The organism is Ureibacillus sinduriensis BLB-1 = JCM 15800 (assembly GCF_000772955.1).
Lineage (GTDB): Bacteria > Bacillota > Bacilli > Bacillales_A > Planococcaceae > Ureibacillus > Ureibacillus sinduriensis.
In genome coordinates this window covers 79,436-98,983 of sequence record NZ_JPVO01000041.1, presented here as the reverse complement: position 1 = coordinate 98,983, position 19,548 = coordinate 79,436, and the positions used below count along the sequence as shown (strand labels likewise).

21 protein-coding genes are annotated in these 19,548 nt (G+C 37.9%); 14 read left to right on the top strand and 7 right to left on the bottom strand.

Features of this window, described 5'->3' with window-relative positions; genetic code table 11:
• Window positions 1–320 precede the first annotated feature (320 nt).
• Entirely contained in the window at window positions 321–860 is a 540-nt protein-coding gene (locus tag CD33_RS04065) for a GNAT family N-acetyltransferase (RefSeq protein ID WP_036198472.1), read from the top strand.
• A gap of 199 nt (window positions 861–1,059) precedes the next feature.
• Here the strand turns inward: CD33_RS04065 and CD33_RS04060 are convergent, their stop codons facing one another.
• The gene (locus CD33_RS04060; RefSeq protein WP_036198471.1) at window positions 1,060–1,254 is read right to left on the bottom strand and encodes a hypothetical protein; all 195 of its coding nucleotides are present in this window, start codon (window positions 1,252–1,254) and stop codon (window positions 1,060–1,062) included.
• A 395-nt stretch (window positions 1,255–1,649) separates the two neighbouring features.
• On the opposite strand from CD33_RS04060, the gene CD33_RS04055 reads away from it, so the two are divergent.
• The 5 genes from CD33_RS04055 (at window position 1,650) to CD33_RS04035 (ending at window position 6,088) form a co-directional block, all read left to right on the top strand.
• Window positions 1,650–1,922: a hypothetical protein gene (locus tag CD33_RS04055; RefSeq protein WP_036198470.1), complete on the top strand. Its 273-nt coding sequence runs from the start codon at window positions 1,650–1,652 to the stop codon at window positions 1,920–1,922.
• 117 nt (window positions 1,923–2,039) lie between these two features.
• Entirely contained in the window at window positions 2,040–2,546 is a 507-nt protein-coding gene (locus CD33_RS04050) for a GNAT family N-acetyltransferase (protein WP_036198469.1), read from the top strand.
• A 295-nt stretch (window positions 2,547–2,841) separates the two neighbouring features.
• A complete protein-coding gene (locus tag CD33_RS04045) occupies window positions 2,842–3,960 on the top strand; it encodes an ABC transporter permease (protein WP_036198468.1) in 1,119 nt (372 codons plus the stop codon).
• An 11-nt stretch (window positions 3,961–3,971) separates the two neighbouring features.
• The gene (locus tag CD33_RS04040; protein WP_036198467.1) at window positions 3,972–5,165 is read left to right on the top strand and encodes a hypothetical protein; all 1,194 of its coding nucleotides are present in this window, start codon (window positions 3,972–3,974) and stop codon (window positions 5,163–5,165) included.
• Between the two features lie 17 nt (window positions 5,166–5,182).
• A complete protein-coding gene (locus tag CD33_RS04035; RefSeq protein ID WP_036198466.1) occupies window positions 5,183–6,088 on the top strand; it encodes an ABC transporter ATP-binding protein in 906 nt (301 codons plus the stop codon).
• 1,041 nt (window positions 6,089–7,129) lie between these two features.
• On the opposite strand, the gene CD33_RS04030 is transcribed toward CD33_RS04035, so the two are convergent.
• The 3 genes from CD33_RS04030 to CD33_RS04015 form a co-directional block, all read right to left on the bottom strand.
• A complete protein-coding gene (locus CD33_RS04030; protein WP_036198465.1) occupies window positions 7,130–7,375 on the bottom strand; it encodes a YkuS family protein in 246 nt (81 codons plus the stop codon).
• Window positions 7,376–7,743: 368 nt separating this feature from the next.
• Window positions 7,744–8,340, bottom strand: a complete 597-nt coding sequence (locus CD33_RS04020; RefSeq protein ID WP_036198463.1) for a phosphatase PAP2 family protein — start codon at window positions 8,338–8,340, stop codon at window positions 7,744–7,746.
• A gap of 249 nt (window positions 8,341–8,589) precedes the next feature.
• Window positions 8,590–9,753 (bottom strand): YhgE/Pip domain-containing protein, encoded by a 1,164-nt coding sequence (locus CD33_RS04015; protein WP_036198462.1) that lies wholly within the window; start codon window positions 9,751–9,753, stop codon window positions 8,590–8,592.
• Window positions 9,754–9,915: 162 nt separating this feature from the next.
• On the opposite strand from CD33_RS04015, the gene CD33_RS04010 reads away from it, so the two are divergent.
• Window positions 9,916–10,554: a TetR/AcrR family transcriptional regulator gene (locus tag CD33_RS04010; protein WP_052129980.1), complete on the top strand. Its 639-nt coding sequence runs from the start codon at window positions 9,916–9,918 to the stop codon at window positions 10,552–10,554.
• A 54-nt stretch (window positions 10,555–10,608) separates the two neighbouring features.
• Here CD33_RS04010 and CD33_RS04005 read toward each other — a convergent pair whose 3' ends face one another.
• Both CD33_RS04005 and CD33_RS04000 read right to left on the bottom strand, forming a co-directional pair.
• Window positions 10,609–11,241, bottom strand: coding sequence for a lysozyme inhibitor LprI family protein (locus tag CD33_RS04005; RefSeq protein ID WP_036198461.1), 633 nt, complete (start codon window positions 11,239–11,241; stop codon window positions 10,609–10,611).
• Window positions 11,242–11,360: 119 nt separating this feature from the next.
• Window positions 11,361–11,723: a winged helix-turn-helix transcriptional regulator gene (locus CD33_RS04000; protein WP_036198460.1), complete on the bottom strand. Its 363-nt coding sequence runs from the start codon at window positions 11,721–11,723 to the stop codon at window positions 11,361–11,363.
• A gap of 195 nt (window positions 11,724–11,918) precedes the next feature.
• On the opposite strand from CD33_RS04000, the gene CD33_RS03995 reads away from it, so the two are divergent.
• From CD33_RS03995 to CD33_RS03965, 7 genes are all read left to right on the top strand, one after another.
• Window positions 11,919–13,112: an MFS transporter gene (locus CD33_RS03995; protein ID WP_036198459.1), complete on the top strand. Its 1,194-nt coding sequence runs from the start codon at window positions 11,919–11,921 to the stop codon at window positions 13,110–13,112.
• A 49-nt stretch (window positions 13,113–13,161) separates the two neighbouring features.
• Window positions 13,162–14,004, top strand: a complete 843-nt coding sequence (gene pgoN / locus CD33_RS03990) for a glyoxal/methylglyoxal reductase (RefSeq protein ID WP_036198458.1) — start codon at window positions 13,162–13,164, stop codon at window positions 14,002–14,004.
• Window positions 14,005–14,227: 223 nt separating this feature from the next.
• A complete protein-coding gene (locus CD33_RS03985; protein ID WP_036198457.1) occupies window positions 14,228–14,437 on the top strand; it encodes a hypothetical protein in 210 nt (69 codons plus the stop codon).
• 240 nt (window positions 14,438–14,677) lie between these two features.
• A complete protein-coding gene (locus CD33_RS03980; RefSeq protein WP_036198456.1) occupies window positions 14,678–15,550 on the top strand; it encodes an AraC family transcriptional regulator in 873 nt (290 codons plus the stop codon).
• Window positions 15,551–15,688: 138 nt separating this feature from the next.
• Window positions 15,689–17,125 (top strand): YcdB/YcdC domain-containing protein, encoded by a 1,437-nt coding sequence (locus CD33_RS03975; RefSeq protein ID WP_036198455.1) that lies wholly within the window; start codon window positions 15,689–15,691, stop codon window positions 17,123–17,125.
• Window positions 17,126–17,155: 30 nt separating this feature from the next.
• Complete coding sequence (locus CD33_RS03970; protein WP_036198454.1) at window positions 17,156–17,605, top strand: GNAT family N-acetyltransferase; 450 nt, start codon at window positions 17,156–17,158, stop codon at window positions 17,603–17,605.
• Window positions 17,606–17,645: 40 nt separating this feature from the next.
• Window positions 17,646–18,110, top strand: coding sequence for a DinB family protein (locus CD33_RS03965; protein ID WP_036198453.1), 465 nt, complete (start codon window positions 17,646–17,648; stop codon window positions 18,108–18,110).
• A gap of 103 nt (window positions 18,111–18,213) precedes the next feature.
• Here the strand turns inward: CD33_RS03965 and CD33_RS03960 are convergent, their stop codons facing one another.
• The gene (locus CD33_RS03960; protein ID WP_036198452.1) at window positions 18,214–19,521 is read right to left on the bottom strand and encodes a hemolysin family protein; all 1,308 of its coding nucleotides are present in this window, start codon (window positions 19,519–19,521) and stop codon (window positions 18,214–18,216) included.
• Between the last annotated feature and the right edge of the window lie 27 nt (window positions 19,522–19,548).

Genomic DNA, 19,548 nt, shown 5'->3' with positions numbered 1-19,548 from the left:
CCAAAAGTTAGTTTTTTTACTCTAACTTTTGGGGTGCAGTACCTTCTTGAAAGCGATTGTGCCCATTTTCGGAGATGGAGCCATATTTATGAAAATGTTATCAAACGACGCTTTGGTAATTTTATTAGTTTAAATACTGTTTTGAATATTTCTATATTTCCTAATATTAAGATATAATTAAAATAATTTAATTTGAAAGGATTGATGAATATGAAACAGGTATCAAAGGTAACCAAAGTGATTGAAAAGTAGTCTACATACTTACTCTTTTCAATTCACAAGACGATTAACGAATTCTATTTGAAAAGAGGAACTAAAACTTGTATAAAGATCAAAACTTAATAATTCGTCCAATAGAAGAGACGGACTTACATCGTATTTGGGAATTAGAGTTCAAAGAAGAAAAACCTGAATGGAAGAAATGGAATGCCCCCTATTACCCTCATGAAACAAAAACTTTCGATGAATTTTTACCTATCGGCAGAGGTTGGGTAAATCAACCGGACGTTTGGGCAGTATGTGTTGATGGTATTTTGGTTGGAACAGTATCATATTACTGGGAACATGAACCATCGAAGTGGTTAGAAATAGGTATTCTTTTTTACGAAGGTGGAAAATGGGGAAAAGGGCTCGGTACCCGGACTTTAAAACTGTGGGTAGATCACTTATTCAATACGATGCCTTTAGTTCGCGTTGGCTTTACTACATGGTCTGGAAACGAACGGATGATTCGAGTAGGTGAAAAATTAGGAATGCAATTAGAAGCCCGTATTCGTAAGGTTCGTTATTATGAAGGGAATTACTACGATTCAATTAGAATGGGAATTTTACGAGAAGAATGGGAAATGCAGAAAGCTTAAAAAATTTTCCAATACATGAAAAAGACGTAAACGCTATTAAATGAGCGTTTACGCACATTTAGTTGGAACGTGGTCTATGAAGCTTTTTATACAAAGTTATATATAAGTAGCCACAATAAGAAAATCAATATGTCTTCCTAGGGTTAAAATGGCTTAATTCATAGTCAAAAAATTGAGAATTAGTTACGGGGCATCAATGTTAACAACAGCACTGTCTTTTCTTCCTAACAACGTAAGCTGCATCAATTGCCTGGATCGTTTCCTCTCTCGTATTATTTGGAGCGTAACCAACAATTTGCTCGGGATGTGTTGGATTTTCACGCGAGATTTTTTTAGCTGTTTGTATCTTTTCGCCATTAATAATAGCGCTAACTGTAATTGGTTCTTTATTCATATTAAACCCCTCCGAATTAGTGAGATTCTCTTACAACGAGTATAATAATCCTACTCAAATTTTTATTCAAGATAGATGCTCATACTAGAAATTACTCTGTTTATATCATCAGCTCCAATTTCTGCTTATCAAATTTTTACAAGTAAATCATCGTACATTAACATAGTTAGCTCGTAGGGAGATCTAAGTTAGGTATTCCATTAAAGGGTGTCACCTTGCAGAAGGATAGTGTTCTTTTTTTCAATAAACATTTGCATGATTGTTTGTAAGGTAATTGGATATTTAAATACCGAACTTTAATAACTTAGAGTACATTTTGATTACAGGCAAAGGGTGTTTTGTTATAATAAAGCTAGAAGAATTTAAATCTATGTTCGTATTAGGAGAGAGAACATTTGCCAATTGCCATAACTATCTTAGTACTTGCCATCGCATTGGCAGTTTTTATTAGTCGGAAGAAGACGACAAAAAAGAAGCTTGTCGTTTGGGGTGTGACGACAATTGTAGCCATTGCACCTTTATTGTCCTGGGTTGCAGGGGTTATTTTTGGATTGGGTGAAGGTGACGGATTTGTAGGATTCACCGTGATGATGTATAGCTTTGTCTTTTTAGAAGTCATCGGATTTGTCCTAGTTTACTTTGGAATATTTAAAAGAATGAAAAAGTAAGTGTTTCTGCAAAATGCGGGAACACTTTTTAATTATGGCAAATATAAAAAAGAATCTATTGTATTCCGATGTAAATAGAATTAACATGGATTTAAAATATAGATATGGGGTGTATTGATGGCACTGGAAATTTCATTTCGCGACGCAACACTGGAAGATTTACCGAAAATCGTTGAAATCTATAATTCAACCATTGCAGGCAGAATGGTAACGGCAGATACAGAACCGGTAACAGTCGAGAATCGGTTAAAATGGTTTCACGAACATAATGCAGCAAAGAGACCGCTTTGGGTAGTGGAAACAAGTGGCGAAATTTGTGGGTGGGTCAGCCTCCAGGACTTTTATGGAAGACCTGCTTATCAAGCAACTGCGGAAGTCAGCATTTACCTGGATGAAAAATTCAGAGGGCATGGACTGGGGAAAACGGTGCTGTCGAAAGTCATTGAAACGGCACCGAGTTGTGAAGTCGATACTTTGCTAGGTTTCATCTTCGGTCACAATGAGCCAAGCCTTCGCTTATTCGAAAAATTTGGCTTTGAAAAATGGGGGCACTTCTCGGAAGTTGCCACATTGGATGGGGCAAAAAGAGATTTAGTCATCATGGGAATAAAGCTTCACAAATAAAAGCAACTTGAAAAAACCAAATTCCGATTTGGTTTTTTTTATCTTCGAAATCTGCAAACCTTTTATTAAAAAGGTTAAATTTTGGGTATCCACTACATTTTGAAAAATGCATTATGAAATTGATCTTCAATCAAACAACGCCAGAATAGAAGGAATGTTGGGACTGTGAGCGCCGCGGTATGACTATATATTAATCTATATAATAGTCAGAATGTTTGGTATACTGAGTGGCATTACCTTTCTTTGGAAATAAAGTGTTGCTTATTGGGAGAATATTTTAAAACGGAGGTTGTCTATGTGGAAGCTTTTGAAGAATGATTTTCTTATAGAAAGAACAAACAAGAAAAATATGATTGCTTGTCTGATAGTGGCTATATTTGTTTTTGGATTTTTTTCCTATACAAAAATCGAAAATTCACAAAGACTTATCGATGAAAAGGCAAGTGAGTATCAATCGGTCGCATCGGCCTTGACGAAATTTCAAACCGCCGATGCCATGGATTACGGGAATGGAAGCGACTTATATTATAATTTGCTCCAACAGCAGCGGTATGTTGTAAATCAAAGTATGGCCATGAAAGTCGACCGACCGCAGTTATATTTGGAGTCGGGCATAAAGCTGGCCGAATTGAGGGCAAATGCTTTTGATATGGAAGGATACGAAAAAGTTGCCACAAATCTTCCAAGCAGGACAGAAAACCAACTGGACTCATTATTCTATCAATTTATGGATAGAACCGGAATGGTAGTGACTCAGGATGCACTCTCATTCTTTCCATTTCTCTTAGATTTATTTATGGTATTGGGATCGTTTTGGTTTATTTTCATGAGTATTTTTTCTTGCGGAATTTTGATTGAAGAGTTCCACCATACTTCACTGATAAAAGGGTACCCTGTATCCTTTGATAAATATGTCTTAGCAAAATGTGCTTCTTCGATGTTCTGGGTCGGTATTTTAATAGCTGAAATCTTTATTTGCAGTCTGCCCTTCATTTACTTTTATGGGCTAGGGGACGCCAATTATCCAGTAGCTATTTTTGATGGTAATTTTAAAGTGATCCCGACTATTGAATACATAGGAATTGCCTTAGTATATATAATTCTTATCTCGATTTTTACAGTTCTTTTGTCGGTTATTCTAAATGTGCTACTAAAGAATATGTACCTGACCTTGTTTGTTCAATTACTATTGTTCATTGCTCCGTCTTTATTTCCATCGCTCGTCAGCCTTGTCCCGTTTAATCCTTTCAACTATATGAATTTTACTAATCTTTTAAACGGACACAGTCTCGAGCTAGCAGAACCAGTGGAGCTGGAAATGTTGCATGGATTGATTTATATCGGAATAAGTACTGTTCTGATGCTCATTGGTGTAAAGTTGTTCTTCACTACTGGGAAGCTAAAAAAGGTATAGGGGGGAGAAGCATGCGAGCCTATTTTAAGTTTGAATTTATTCAGTTTCTGTTCAATAAGAAAAATATCGCCATCTATGTCATCTTATTGTTCTTAGCGTGTTTCTACGCATTGAAGATTGCTCCTTCCTATGATCCGATTGAAAAAGTGGATAGAGATGAGATAGAAGCAAGGTTTTTAACCCGCGAAGACTTTCTTAACAACGTAGTCATTGATGAAAATTCATACCCTTTAACCAGGTTTGCAGCCGCCATTTATCCGGAATGGAATGAATACGATAAACAGCGGCTGGACGCCTTAGATAGCAATCGTTTGAGAGAATATGCAGGGTCTACTTATAAGTGGTATGAATACTCAGATTACATGATTTTTAGAAATGGCAATGGTCTACTTTATTATAATCCTCGTTATTACACCGCAGGGAACCTTTATGCAACGGAGGATGGGCACTATGCCTATATGTATTCTGCAAGCCGATACAAAGGATATGCGCAAGGGGATTCCGAATTATCGATGGATGTTTTCGAGGAAAGGACAGCCTTGCAAACGTTGCAGCGTTTGCTCCATGGGTATCTGCCTATCATTCTCCTTGTCTGTTGCATTCTCTTTACTGCCGATATCGTGTTAAAAGATAAACGAAATTTAACGGTTATTAAAGGTTTTCCGATATCGGTATGGAGAAGGCTGGTTGTAAAAGGTGGGGTCGCCCTTATCGGCAGCTCTCTGACAATTATTCCATTGTCTATCGGTTTCATTATCGTTGCAATCCAACATGGGATGGGTGATTTGAATTTGCCGGTGCCGATTTTCAGCTATGAAGCGAGAGCCTTCACCACAATCACAATGGGGGAATATCTCTTCCAAAACGTATTATTGATGCTTTTCTGGTTTTTGTTGCTGATTTCATTATTATTGCTGTTAAGCATTCAGATAAGACATGAATTTGCCAATTTAGTATTGGGCTGTGTGGTCGTCTTTGCCGAGTTTTATTATTACGTGAGGGGGCTTGGGTTTGTAAAAGAGATACAATGGTATCCATCAAGCTATGTTCAAGTGGGGCAGATTGTCGCCGGTTATCGCGAGTACCTCAATAATTCAGCATCGCTCACATTTGAAAATGGTATTGCCGTCATGTCGGTATGTACAGCCATCATACTTCTTGTCACATTGATCATTAGTAAAACAAAAAGGTTCAAATACCTTTGATATAAGGAGGAGATTATATGATTGAACTAAGAAGTATAGGCGTCAATTTTTCTGGTAGAGATATATTAAAAGAGGTTTCAATCACTTTCCATCCTGGGGAAATCATAGGTTTAGTTGCACCTAACGGAACAGGCAAGTCTACATTGATGAATGTCATCATGAATTATCTTCAACCAAACAGTGGGAAGGTCAGGTTTAATAACGAGCTGGAATATACGACAAAAAAGAATGAAGTTAAAATTCATAAGCTTTTATCCATGATGCCTGACCAAAGTGACTTGTATAATCATCTTTCCGGCAAACAACATCTAAAACTTTATTCATCCATGTGGGATAGTAACCCGCAATTAATCGAAAATACGATTGCGGCGCTTGGGATGGAGTCCTATGTAAACAAGAAAACAGGTACCTACTCGTTGGGAATGCGTCAACGGCTTTGTTTTGCCATGCAAATCGTTTCCGATACGCAAATCATGCTAATGGATGAAGTCATGAATGGCCTGGATCCTACACAAGTCGAGATTATCTCGCAAATCCTTGTAAAGAAAAGAGAAGAAGGAAAAACCATTATTATTGCTTCTCATTTGCTGGAGAATTTGGAGAAATACGCAAATCGTATATTCTTTGTGAAAAATGGCAACCTCGATTCGACAGAGGATATCCACAGGAATCTAGGGGTGAATGGAAACATGGTCATCCGGGTACCCGAGGGGACACCGGAGTTGAAGCAGAAGCTATCTGTTGCTTTCCCTGAACTGGATATCCAGCTACTAGCAAACAGTGTCATCCTGATAGAATTTCCTAAAAATGAATCAGGGACATTAGAAAATATATCCGCTTTCTTAAACGAGAACCACGAACACCAGACATTTAGTGTAGGGAAAATGACTTTAAGTGACCTTTATTCGAAGTATTATCACTGAGTGAGAAAGGCTAGCGGGTTACGCAATGTGAAAGGGGAGAGCATTGGAAGATTGTTAAGGGGTTTTAAGGATGCTAGAAATAAAATTAGGTATCAATTTGTCCGTGAGAGGGTGCCCCATGGACATTTTTATTCTTAAGAGTGGCAACACTTGTCCATTAGAAGTTGTTTATTAGAGGTGGCTTAGAGACAATTTTGATTCGAGATGGGTGAATTAGAAGGTGGTTCAGATACAAGACAAATTTCATCCGTCGCAAGTAAATTTGTCCCATAGAAGCTCTCTCGCGGTCAACTTTTGGCAGTAACGAGTAAGACCTGTCCAAAAGAAGTTCCCAAAAGGACAATTTTTAACCAAGCCGAGCGAGATTTGTCCAAAAGAAGCTCTCAAAAGGACAATTTTTAACCGAACTGGGGAAGACCTGTCCAATAGGAGCCCTCTAAGAGACAACTTTTAATCAAACTGGGGGGAAATCTGTCCAAAAGAAGCACCCTAAAGGACAACTTTTAACCGAACTGGGGAAGACCTGTCCAATAGGAGCCCGCTAAGAGACAACTTTTAACCAAACTGGGGGAAATCTGTCCAAAAGAAGCACCCTAAAGGACAACTTTTAACCGAACTGGGGAAGACCTGTCCAATAGGAGCCCTCTAAGAGACAATTTTTAACCAAACTGGGGGAAATCTGTCCAAAAGGAGCCCGCCAAGAGACAATTTTTAACCAAATCGAGTAAAATTGTCCAAAAGAAGCTCACTAAGAGACAACTTTTAACCAAACTGGGGGAAATCTGTCCAAAAGAAACGCCCAAAAGGACAGGTTTTAACTGTAACGAGTAGGATTTGTCCAAAAGAAGCTCCCTCCACACACCAACACTTAAACACACGAAGTAAATTTGTCCAAAAGAAGCTCTCTCAAAGACACTGTCACCCAAATCACAATCAATAGTGTCCAAAAAGAGGCACCCAACTTGACCCAGCAACAAAAAGCAAAAACAATAGGTGCTCCCCTAAAGTCGATGAGACCTTAAGACAGCACCCTTTTGATTTTTAATGGAATAGCTTGTCTACTCGTTCACAAACTTCATCAGCAGAAAGACCAGTAGCATCTATAACAGATCCTTTAATGGTAGTATCGCTGATTCCCATCACATTATCATCTTGCCCAGTAATTACACAAGCATCGCAGTTTTGTGCATCCGCTTCGCTGCGAAGTTGAACTACTTCATAGCCTTTTGCTTTTAAAGCAGCTTCCACGTTTGATAGTGATTGTTCAACACCAATTGTATTCGGCATAAATCTTCCACCTCCCATAATGTAATGTGTCAATTAGGAAGATGAATTATTCATGCCATTCAAAAAATAATTTATTTTGTATGCGCATCGCACCGATTATGGGAATTCTAAAAATTGCATAGCTTTTTTGCACGTTTTTTCTTTAACCCACGTCTATGCATTTCGAGTTTAATGAGGGATAAGGCCTTTTTGCACTCGAAAAAATGGTTGAGATCATATAAAGATTGTCTTTTTTTCTGTTTATATAATTTCTTTTCTTTTTTATATTTCATATATAAATGGGCTAGTTCTTTATCTGTTAAGTTCATTAATTTTCACCTATTTCTATCTAGACAATAGTAGTTGCACTTAATAATTTGATTGTGGATTCAGGGGCTTTTGCGGATACTAATTTTATACCACCACGTACATAAGGTAAACCAAGTATACCCAAGAGCCCAACCTGCTAATACATCAGATGCAAAATGACGTCCCTCGGTTATTCTGGAAAGGCCGATTAACACAAAAATGATAATGGCAACTCCCCAAGCGACCTGTGAAGCTTTTTTGGATTTAACAAATTCGCTAAATACAAAGGCAAGGGTCAATAAAAATAAAATCCCGTGGGTTGCATGGCCTGAAGGAAAGCTGAATGTAGTTAGTTGATCGACAATTTCAGGGCGCGGGCGTTCAACAACCCGTTTTAAAAATTGATATGAACCATATCCCACACCGATAGTTAAAAAAACAAAAAACATTAATTTATAGTCTCGAAGTCGAACCCAAATAATTAAGAGAACAATGAGTGAAACACCAAAAATCACCTTTGTTTCACCTAAATAATGAAAAGGAGTGATGACATCAATGCCAAACAATAAATCGGAGGCTTGTTGGTCAAAAGCCTTGATTACAGGCGTTTCGAAGGTCATCCAGAGAATGCAGAATACAACAAAAGTAAAAGTTGCAAAACCATAGTGAAATTTCATTTTCTCATTCCTTTAGTCAACAATATTCATATGGAATTACACCGTACCACATTTTGAAAATAGAAGGCAAATACAAGAATTAACAATATTACAGAAAGTAGATAAAGTCTATAATCGATTTTGTCTACCTACTGCTATCCCCTAAAGGTGGAAATATAACCATATTCGTTTAATGAAATTTTGAAGGATAGAGCATTGGAAATAATAAAAACCGTCTCCATTTATAGAGACGGTAGAAAATTTACGATATTAGCTATTTTGTCTATCATTTATCTCTTCACTAACAACATTGATTTTTATCGGAATAAAAGCTTTTGTTAAGTGAATGAAAATACTTATAACTGCCATCCACATTAACACGGTTGTTGAACTGTTCCAAGCACGGCCATCGAAGAACAGAATCTCGCGAACACCATCGAACATGAATCTCATAGGCAACCATGGATAAATCCAATCCTTATAGAATTCTGGCAACATTTCCGGGGCTAGCTGAAGCAAAGGTAATCCAAAGAACATGAATAGGACGAATATGGCAACACCGCCCATGCCTATCCAGGTTAGTACTGCAGAAATTAATAGAATAAAACTAGTACAAGTAATTGATAAGAACAAAGCGACAGTAGTAAAGTTGTCAAATTCAAAGTCTAACAGTAAAGTTGTGTACCAAGTTAAAGTAAAGCCGGCTACAAAACCTAACAGAACCGCAATTAATACTTGTATCGTTTTAAATTTCAATTGACCAACCCTGGATTGAAATCTTCTATTTTTACCAGCAAAGAATAACATAACTGCACTCGCAATACTGGCCATCCATAATGGCTGAAACAGTGATAAAGGCGCATTTCCTAAAGCACCTGTTGGATGAAGCATAGATGTGGTACTGCTGATGGGTGCTGTCAAAATGCGTGCTTGCTCTACTGTTAGTGGCACATTATTTGATTTCATTGCGGTTAATAACTGATCACTCATCATTTGATTCATTTGTAAAACGATGCCTGATAAGTTCTGACTTACTACATTAGCAACTGTTGCATTTTTACCTTGGTTGATAAATATCTGTAGCTCAGGCGAAGTAGGTGAGGATGTTTGTAAAGAACCGAAGTTTTTAGAAAAATCCGAAGGGATGACAATCGCTCCATATAAATTTTGATCGTTCATTTCTTTTTCTATTTCTTGTTGACTCCCTAAAATCACCCAATCGATCATCGGTATTTCACTGGTTTGCATTGTTTTCGAATGATCCTGAACTTTCTCGATTAAAGTTTTACCCATTTCCCCCGTATCTTCATTTATAAGAGCTATTGGCAAATTTTTAACAGACTGATGTGCAGCCGGGATTTGAGTAGAGACAAAAACAAATAATAATACTAACACTGCTATAAAGGCGATACCGAAGAATTTGTTCTCTTTCATGATGTTTCCTCCTTTTAAAATTTAACATCGTGTTGATTTTCTATCGGTATTCAGTATATGGTATAGTCGGGATATATTCGATAATCAAAAATAAGTGATATGTTGAAAATTCAACATATCCGATTAATGTGTTTATACAACTAAGGAAGGTGAGTAAAAGTTTTGGAAAAAAAGAAATATGAACGAAAAACATTGCAGACCCAAAATGATATAAAAGAGGCACTAATTTTTTTAATGGAGGAAAAGAATTTTAATACGATAACAATTCGTGACATTACGAACTGTGCACGTATTAATAGAGGAACATTTTATCTTCATTATTTAGATAAATATGATTTACTGGAGAAGTGCGAACAAGAAATTCTTGAGCATCTGGATGAAAGGTATAATGAGATACTAACCCCGAATCTAAAACAATTTTTAATTTCAGATACTCCTCATCCATTCATCGTAGATATTTTTACATATTTTCAAGAGAATGCTCCATTTTTAAAAGCCGTTCTTGGACCGAATGGGGACCCATCCTTTGAAGAGAAGGTAAGAAGGCTCATCATCAAGAAAATGTTTAGAAATGTATCAAATTTCACGAATATAGAAAATCTCAATATGCCAATCGAAATGATTGCTCACTTTATCGTATCTGCTTTAATAGGAGTAGTACGCTATTGGTTGAATACGAATATGCAGCAAACGCCTAAAGAAATTGCTTCGATGCTGTTTCAAATTATGAATAAGGGAACACTTGAAGCGATGGGCATTAAGAAATATATACTTGAACATAACATTTCTGAAGAAATCTAAAGGCTCATATAGACTCATAGTAAGTGCTTTAGATTTCTCTTAATTGAAGAAATATTATTTCATATAGTGTTCAACTAGTTCGAAGCATCTTTCTTCTGTCAGGTTATTGAGGACCACTGTATATTCCAAATGTTCCATCGTTCCGCCCTTGTATTTTAGGGAAGCTTCGAGTGCAGTCTTATCGCGGTAGTCAATCCATTTACGCTGGGCATCTCTTAGTTTGTTCATTTCTTCGGAAGGAAGCTGTTGTTTTAGAACACCGTATATTTCATTCAGCAAACCGTCCCAAACTTCGTATATTTCGCCTTCCACTGCTTTGAGTGCATACGTACTATCATCTGCCGGGTTATTACGCATTTCATCGGTTTCTTTTTTTGCCTCATTTAATTTCTTGAGATATTCTTCCTTTAGGCTCGTTTCGGTATTAGTGGCGGACGGGTCTTCCTGTTCTGCTGGGCTATTCTTTGATGTATCCTTAGTATCATTGGAAGTGCTGTTATTAGAATCGCTATCCTTAGAAGGGACTTCTACAGCAGTGTCCACGCTTTCTTCCTGAGTTACGCGGTCATTTTGATCCTGGTTTTCGGACGGCGAGTTAGTTGTTTCCTCCGGCGAATTTCCACATGCGGCCACTAGCTCTAATAATATGCTGAGCATGCCAATAAGTAACTTATGTTTGTGTTTCATGAAACGACTACCTTTCTTCTATAAGTAATTTTCCTACATTCTTCCTCCATAATGAAGTAGGAGCAGGATTTTCCATTTACTTAGACCGTAATAAAGCAAGGGAAGTTTCATTTTATTTATTAATTATTTAATATACTTTCCTCCAAAACCTCTGAACGGTTACCGTAGACTTTCGTGATGTGGGTATCCCCCCAATTGCACAAGGCATTCAAGATTCCTTCCAGGCTCTTTCCATAGTCGCTAAGCTCATACTCGACTTTTGGTGGAACTTGATTGTACACAATGCGATTAATGACGCCATCCTCCTCAAGTTCACGGAGTTGTTGCGTTAACATTTTTTGGGTAATGTTGGCCATAAGACGTTTAAGTTCACTAGTTCGTTTTTTTCCGTGCGTAAGGTGACACAGGATGACGCATTTCCACTTGCCCCCGATGACCTCTAATGTTGCTTCAACTGATATGTTATATTTTTTTTTCTGCATAGATGAAACCTCCTATTGATAGGTACTAAAAAGTGCCTATGCAACTTTTTGGTACCTATATAACTTAAAAGTGCGTACTTTATTTTCTGATCCTTGTGTTCCATAATAACATTTGCCGGCTGATTCATACTACATTTAATTTAAAAACATCATCAAAGAATGGATGTATGGATTGTTTACAAGAGGAGGAGAAAAATGGCTTTAAGTAAAAAACAAAGTACATGGGCATTGCTCGCGTTAGCGGTAAGTGCATTTGCAATAGGGACGACTGAATTCATCAGTGTGGGATTGCTGCCGCTAATTGCCGAGGATTTAAGCATACCGGTGACAACTGCAGGGTTGACGGTTTCTATATATGCTTTAGGGGTTACGTTCGGGGCGCCCGTTCTGACGTCATTGACATCCAAAATACCGCGTAAGACACTATTATTATCGATTATGATACTTTTTATTGCAGGAAATAGTGTTGCAGCTTTCGCCACATCCATCCAAGTATTACTCGTGGCGCGTGTAATTTCAGCGTTGTCACATGGTATTTTCATGTCGATAGGATCCACGATTGCCGCGGATTTAGTTCCTGAAAATCGCAGAGCTAGCGCTATTTCGATTATGTTCACGGGTCTAACTGTAGCAACCGTAACAGGGGTTCCTTTCGGGACATATATTGGACAACAGCTCGGATGGAGAGCGGCTTTTTTAGTTATTGTAGTAACGGGAATAATTGCATTGCTTGCAACCGCAATCCTTATACCCTCTACGTTGCGCAAAGGAACGAAAACAACATTTGGCGACCAATTAAAGCTAATAAAAAATGGCCGTTTACTGCTCGTCTTCATCATTACTGCACTAGGGTATGGCGGGACGTTCGTTGTGTTTACTTATCTATCACCTTTGCTGCAAGATATTACCGGTTTTAAAGAGGGAACAGTAGCAGTTATTTTACTAATTTATGGAGTCGCCATCGCAATAGGGAATATGATTGGGGGAAAACTCTCCAATCGAAATCCGATCAACGCATTGTTCTATATGTTCATTGTTCAGGCAGTCGTTTTATTTGTGCTGTTCTTTACAGCACCGTATAAAATAGTCGGGCTATTAACAATACTTCTGATGGGTCTATTTGCTTTTATGAATGTGCCAGGCCTTCAAGTATATGTGGTAATATTGTCAGAACGTTTTGTCCCAAGTGCGGTGGATGTGGCATCGGCTATCAATATTGCAGCGTTTAATGCAGGGATTGCGATCGGTTCATTTTTTGGGGGGATCATTACGGATTCAATCGGACTTATCCACACATCGTGGATTGGTGCACTAATGGTATTTGCTGCAGTCATCTTGACCGGGTATAGTAGAGCAATGGAACGTAGAGATCAAGTAAAATCAGTTTAAAAATTAAAGAAGTTACAAAAAAGTAAATCATAATTTGGAGGAATAAAAAATGGTCAAACATTTACAAGACACAACAACTTTGCATAACGACGTCAATATGCCTTGGTTTGGATTAGGAGTTTTTAAGGTAGAAGAAGGACCTGAATTAGTGAACGCTGTTAGATTTGCCATAAAAAACGGATACAGAAGCATTGATACGGCTGCCATTTACGGCAATGAAGAAGGGGTAGGCAAAGGAATTAAAGCAGGCTTGAATGAAGCTGGAATCTCAAGAGAAGAGTTATTTGTCACTTCGAAAGTATGGAATTCAGACTTAGGTTATGACTCAACTTTGGCAGCATTTGAGACAAGCTTGGCAAAACTGGATCTAGAGTATCTAGACCTATATCTTATTCACTGGCCGGTGGAAGGAAAATACAAAGACGCATGGAGAGCGCTGGAAACGCTTTATAAACAAGGACGAGTAAAAGCGATTGGTGTCAGCAACTTCCAAATTCACCATCTTGAAGACCTACTGAAAGATGCAGAAATCAAGCCGATGATCAACCAAGTGGAATACCACCCAAGACTTACTCAAAAAGAGTTGCATGCATTCTGCAAGGAGAATGGAATACAGCTTGAAGCATGGTCACCTTTAATGCAGGGGCAATTACTTGAGAATGAAACGCTGCAAGAAATTGCTGCGAAATACAATAAATCCGTTGCCCAAATCATCCTGCGTTGGGACTTGCAGAATGGGGTGGTGACAATCCCGAAATCAACAAAAGAACACCGTATAGTTGAAAATGCGGATGTATTTGATTTTGAACTGACAAGTGGGGATATGGCTATAATCGATGGATTAAACGAAAATCATCGCGTTGGTCCAGACCCGGATAATTTTGATTTTTAAATTAGGAGAAAAAGCCGTATCGATAGTTGATACGGCTTTACTTATTTCCTTCAGTGGAGAGAAATATTGATACGGGTGGAAAGTTATCCGCATATAGAGAAAGGTTTCGCGTTAAAATAACATTATATAAAAGTTCCCAGGCACATGATATAATGTAGAACTTAAGAAGTGGAATGGAAGCCCCATTAGCCTCTGCTTTACTTAAACAATGGAGGTGTCATAAATGAATAAACGATGGACGATTGGAAAAATTAAAGAATTTGTTGAAAATAATTCGGAGAGTAAATTGCTTACGACAGAATATCACGGATTTTCACAAAAATTGCTATTTAAATGTTCTTGTGGAACAAACTTTGAAAGAACATTCACGAAATTTAAAAATAATAACCAACGTAAATGCGATGTATGCCAGCCACCTAAAGCATCCCGCTAAATGTAAAGTGCAGATTTCTTATTATAGAACTCTGCACTTTTTTTGAGCGAAAATAAAGTGAGATGGCAACATTGAGTTATAACCTTTTAAAGAATAGAATGGTTTAGCTGGAGTTCCTAGAACACAAAATTGTTTATGGGTACATACAAAATAGACGGTACTACCCTGCATAATGGTGCACGGATTGTCGGATGAATGCCAATGGCTCCTGGTATTCTAACTATAGAGGGAGGTCAAAGAATGGATTCGCTTAAACATATGAATGATGCCATGGGGTATATTGAGGAAAACCTTACGAAGCAAATAGACTTCCGGACTGTTGCAAGAATAGCTCATTGTTCCGAATATCATTTTAAAAGAATGTTTTCGTTTCTAGCAGGAATTCCGCTCTCGGAATATATTCGGCGAAGAAGACTCAGTATGGCGGCTTTAGAGTTAAATAGCAGTAATATGAAAATAATCGATATTGCGATTAAATATGGATACAATTCACCGGACTCATTCACCAGGGCTTTCCACAACCTACATGGTGTGACTCCTTCAGAAGCAAGAACAAATAGAAAGCCACTAAAAGCCTATCCACTAATGACCTTTCAATTATCCATTAGAGGGGGAAATGAAATGAATTACCGAATTGAACGAAAAGAGGCATTTAACATAGTAGGCATTATGAAAAGAGTTCCCATAATCTTTGAAGGGGAAAACCCGGAAATTACAGAAATGTGGAAATCGTTGACAATGGAGGACATCACTCAACTTAAAAATTTATCGAATATGGAACCTGCTGGGTTGATTCAAGCGTCAACAAACTTTTCGGATGGGCGCATGGAAGAAAAAGGCGAACTGGATCAGTATATAGGGGTAGCTACAACGAATAGATGCCCTGAAGGCTTTGAAAATCTTGAAGTGCCAGCCTTGACATGGGCAATTTTCGAATCATCGGGCCCTTTTCCCGGCACGTTGCAGGAAACATGGGGAAGGATATATTCTGAGTGGTTCCCATCCTCCAATTATGAAGTAGCCGAAGGTCCAGAAATGTTGTCGATAAAAAGTAAAGATTTAGCTTCACCAACTGTCAAAAGTGAAGTTTGGATTCCGGTCTTGAAAAGATAATTATGTATTAGGATTGATTAAAATCATCTCCCTCTTAAGATTCTACAGGAGGAGAGATGATTTTTTAATTGGATATTTATGTTAATATTAATCTGAACGGCAAGAAATGATTTTACTTTTAAATTGGAGGTGTTTTCGTTGAATAAAGAACAATTAAAGGAACGGGCAAGGACATTCGTCGAAATTCCCGAAAATTTCCAACCTATCCTGGAAGAATATTTTGAATGGGGAAATGGCAAAGGGGAAGCTGTGTTCACATGGACAGATGAACTGCAAGATGAAGGGATTTCAATCACTCTTGACCTTGCCGGAAATTTGACTAGCTTGTCAATCGAACGGGATAACACTGAGACCAACCAAATTCCTCGAAATGATAACGAATTAAAGCAATTGGCGGAGCAATTTTTGTCCTGCCATCACCCTCAAGCTCTACAAAGATTAACACACTACGAAACTAAGAAACTATCAACTGGTGTATACAGATTTTATTATGAACAAATCGTGATGGACTTGCCCCTGCCACATGCCGGATGCTTTATCGACGTCGAGCCCGGCGGTGAAATTGTTAATTTTAAATACTATGGGATACAGCCAGAACCTAACGTGCCATCAAAATTAATAAATAAAGAAAAACTAATTGAACATGTCCAAAGCCGCCTTGATTTCCAACTTACTCTGACAAACTTGAATGCCAGTATTCATGATGTAGCCGAAGATGGTCTTCGTCTTATGTACGATATTGGACTTTTCATGAGATATAAAGCGGACGTGATGAATCCAACGTTAACGGTCATCCATGAAGAAGACGAAGAGTATCCGGGGAAGTTTGTTTCACTATCGCCCCCACCTGAACCAATCGAAAAAGAACTTTCTATAGAAGAACTGATCGGAATCACGGAGAAGATGGAAGTCATTCGCGAAGCCGATTTGGGTGATGAAAAGGGGATAGTCTGGAGGGAAAAAGAATGGAAGATGAAGGAAGCGGATTTATCGATGGATAGTTTTCTTCAAAGGCACAACGAAGATACCGTAAAAGCATTTATTTCGAAAAAAACTGGAAAAGTAAGAGGCTTTATGTGGTTTAAAAAGCGAAGCGGCGGCCTTTGTTTAAACAGGGAAGAATGTTATTACAAAGCGATTGAATTTCTGCAAAAGATGGTCCCAAATTATGAGCGGTATTTGCAATTGATCGTTCATAACGATGAAGACGGGGAATTGGATGAGCCGAAGTTGACAGAAGCGTTCACCTTCCGTGTACATAATGGGCAGGGGATAGAGGTTCGCTTGGAATTGGTAGTCGTTGCGGTTAACCGTCAAACTGGTCAAATTGATTATTATAGCGGTCCTCGTTTCGACTTTGAGGAACTTAAGTCCATTCCATCTGAACCAGCCATCCCACAGAAAGAGGCACATATGATTTTTCTAAAGTCTCTGGATTTTGAGTTGGCATGGAACAAAGATCAAGAAGGAAGTGAAGGCTATACGCTTGTGTATCAAGCTTGTGACCGTCATAAAAGGAAAGCTATTCGTTTCATCGATGCAATGACGGGGACAGTGATTACGGAAAAAGAATGATAGTGCCTATAAATGAAAGGAGGGATAGGAATGCTAGAAACAGATAGATTAAAAATAATACCTTGTACAGAAGAAACAGTTCAAATCGCTAATCACCAAAACTATAATAATGGCCCACAAATCACTACTTATTTGCAGGAGTTAACTATAGACCCATCCTTATTATATTGGGGTTGTTGGATGGTTGTTCGAAAATCGGATGATCGAGTGATTGGAGATATAGGTTTCAAAGGGAAACCGGACAAAAACCATACTGTTGAAGTAGGTTATGGTTTCCTCGAGGAATTTTGGAACAAAGGCTACGCAACCGAGGCTGTGGGAGCCTTAATCGCTTGGGCTTTTAATACAGCTAGAGTAGAAAAAATAAAAGCTGAAACACTAAAAGATAATCATGGCTCTATGCGAGTACTGGAAAAGTTGGGGATGCACAGAATTGATGTTGGGGAAACAATGGTTTATTGGGAATTAGATAAAAAGTAATTTTATAATTATAAAAACTTAATTATTAGGGAGATAAACAATGAAAGAGCGACATAAAATTCTATTTAATCAGCTACAAACGTATAGAGAATATGTCCTTCACGTTTTAAACGGGGTAACAGCAGAAGCAGCGGAAGTCGTGCCAACCCCTTTCCGGAATAATATTCGATGGAATATGGGACATATTTATCTAGATCAATACTTGTGGATTCAGGCTTTAACGAAGGAAAAAACAGAGGCACACGAAGAATTTGAGAATTGGTTTGGATATGGGACGACACCAGATAGTTTTTCAGAGGAAACTCCTTCTTTTGAACAACTGAGAGTCATGCTGGAACAACAACCAGCAAGACTGCTGGAAGCATATGGGGATCGATTGGAAGAAGAGTATCCACCAACAGAAATGGGAATGCACACAATCGAGCAAGTGTTAATTCGAACAATCTTCCACGAAGGAATGCATATACAAACAATCATTGATATTAAAAAAAGTATATGTAGCTAGAGGCATTTAATAGACGATTTAAGAATTAATATAAGATAGATAGTACAAACTCCAATCGGTTTTGTACTATCTGGAGTTTACAGCTAATCTTCCCACCATCACTTTAATTAGATTCTGCTTTTATTACCTCGATATATTGAAGTTGTTGACCTTCTTTTTGTTGAATAGAAAAGTCATAGCCCTGAAGATGAATAACTTTGGCCAAGTCCAAATCTGGATCCTGTGTATAATACCAGCCACCAATTGTATCAATGCCATCTATTTCGAAATCGACAAATAATAGCTTTTCCACATCAGCAAGTAATACTTTTGAATCGATATAATAGTGGTTCTCACTGATTTTGCGAATATCAGGAATCTCTTCACCATCGTATTCGTCACGTATTTCCCCAACAAGCTCTTCCAAAATATCTTCTACGGTTACCATACCACTTGTTCCACCATATTCATCCAATAAAATAGCGATATGAATCCGCTCCTTTTGCATTTTTTGCAATAAATTATGGATTGGAATCATTTCAATTACTTGAATGACAGGGTTAATATAATTCGTTAAATTAAATGTTTCAGGCTGAATTCGGTTATTCATGCCAAGTGTTAAAAAGTCTTTGATGTTTAAAAACCCTATAATATTATCCCGATCGCCTTCAAAGATAGGGTATCTTGTATATTTTTCTTCCGTTACTTTTGTTAATACCTCTTCAAAAGTGGCGTTTAACTCGAAACCAATAATATCGGTACGTGGCACCATAATTTCACGTGCAATTCTGTCATCGAACTCAAAGACATTATTCACGAATTGCAACTCATTCATATTGATTTCACCGGATTTATAGCTTTCAGAAAGTAATATTCTTAGCTCTTCTTCAGTGTGTGACAGCTCGTGTTCCGATGTAGGCTTCATACCAAATAGCTTCAATAATAAACGGGCCGAACCATTTAATGTCCAAATGAAGGGATATAAAATTTTGTAAAAGATTTGAATTGGTTTTGAAAAGGCCAGCGTTACAGCTTCTGCTTTTTGAATGGCAAAGGTCTTTGGTGCAAGTTCTCCTACAACAACATGTAAAAATGTTGCAATAATAAAGGCAGCACCAATTGTGAACCAGTGAATATAATCAGTAGGGATACCCAGGTTTTCGAATAGTGGATGCAAAATAAATTCAAACGTGGGTTCTCCAACCATACCGATTCCTAAAGCGGTTACCGTAATTCCAAGTTGGCACGCAGAAAGGTATTCATCTAAATGGGTTGTAACTTGTTTCGCAGCGGCAGATCCAGCTTTGCCTTCTGCAACAAGCTGGTCAATGCGTGATTGACGGACCTTAATAATCGCAAATTCAGTAGCTACAAAGAACGCTGTTAAAGCAATTAATATGGCAAAAACAATTAAATATATGACGGTTGACAATAGGTTGTTCTACTAAAAAGGTAGAAC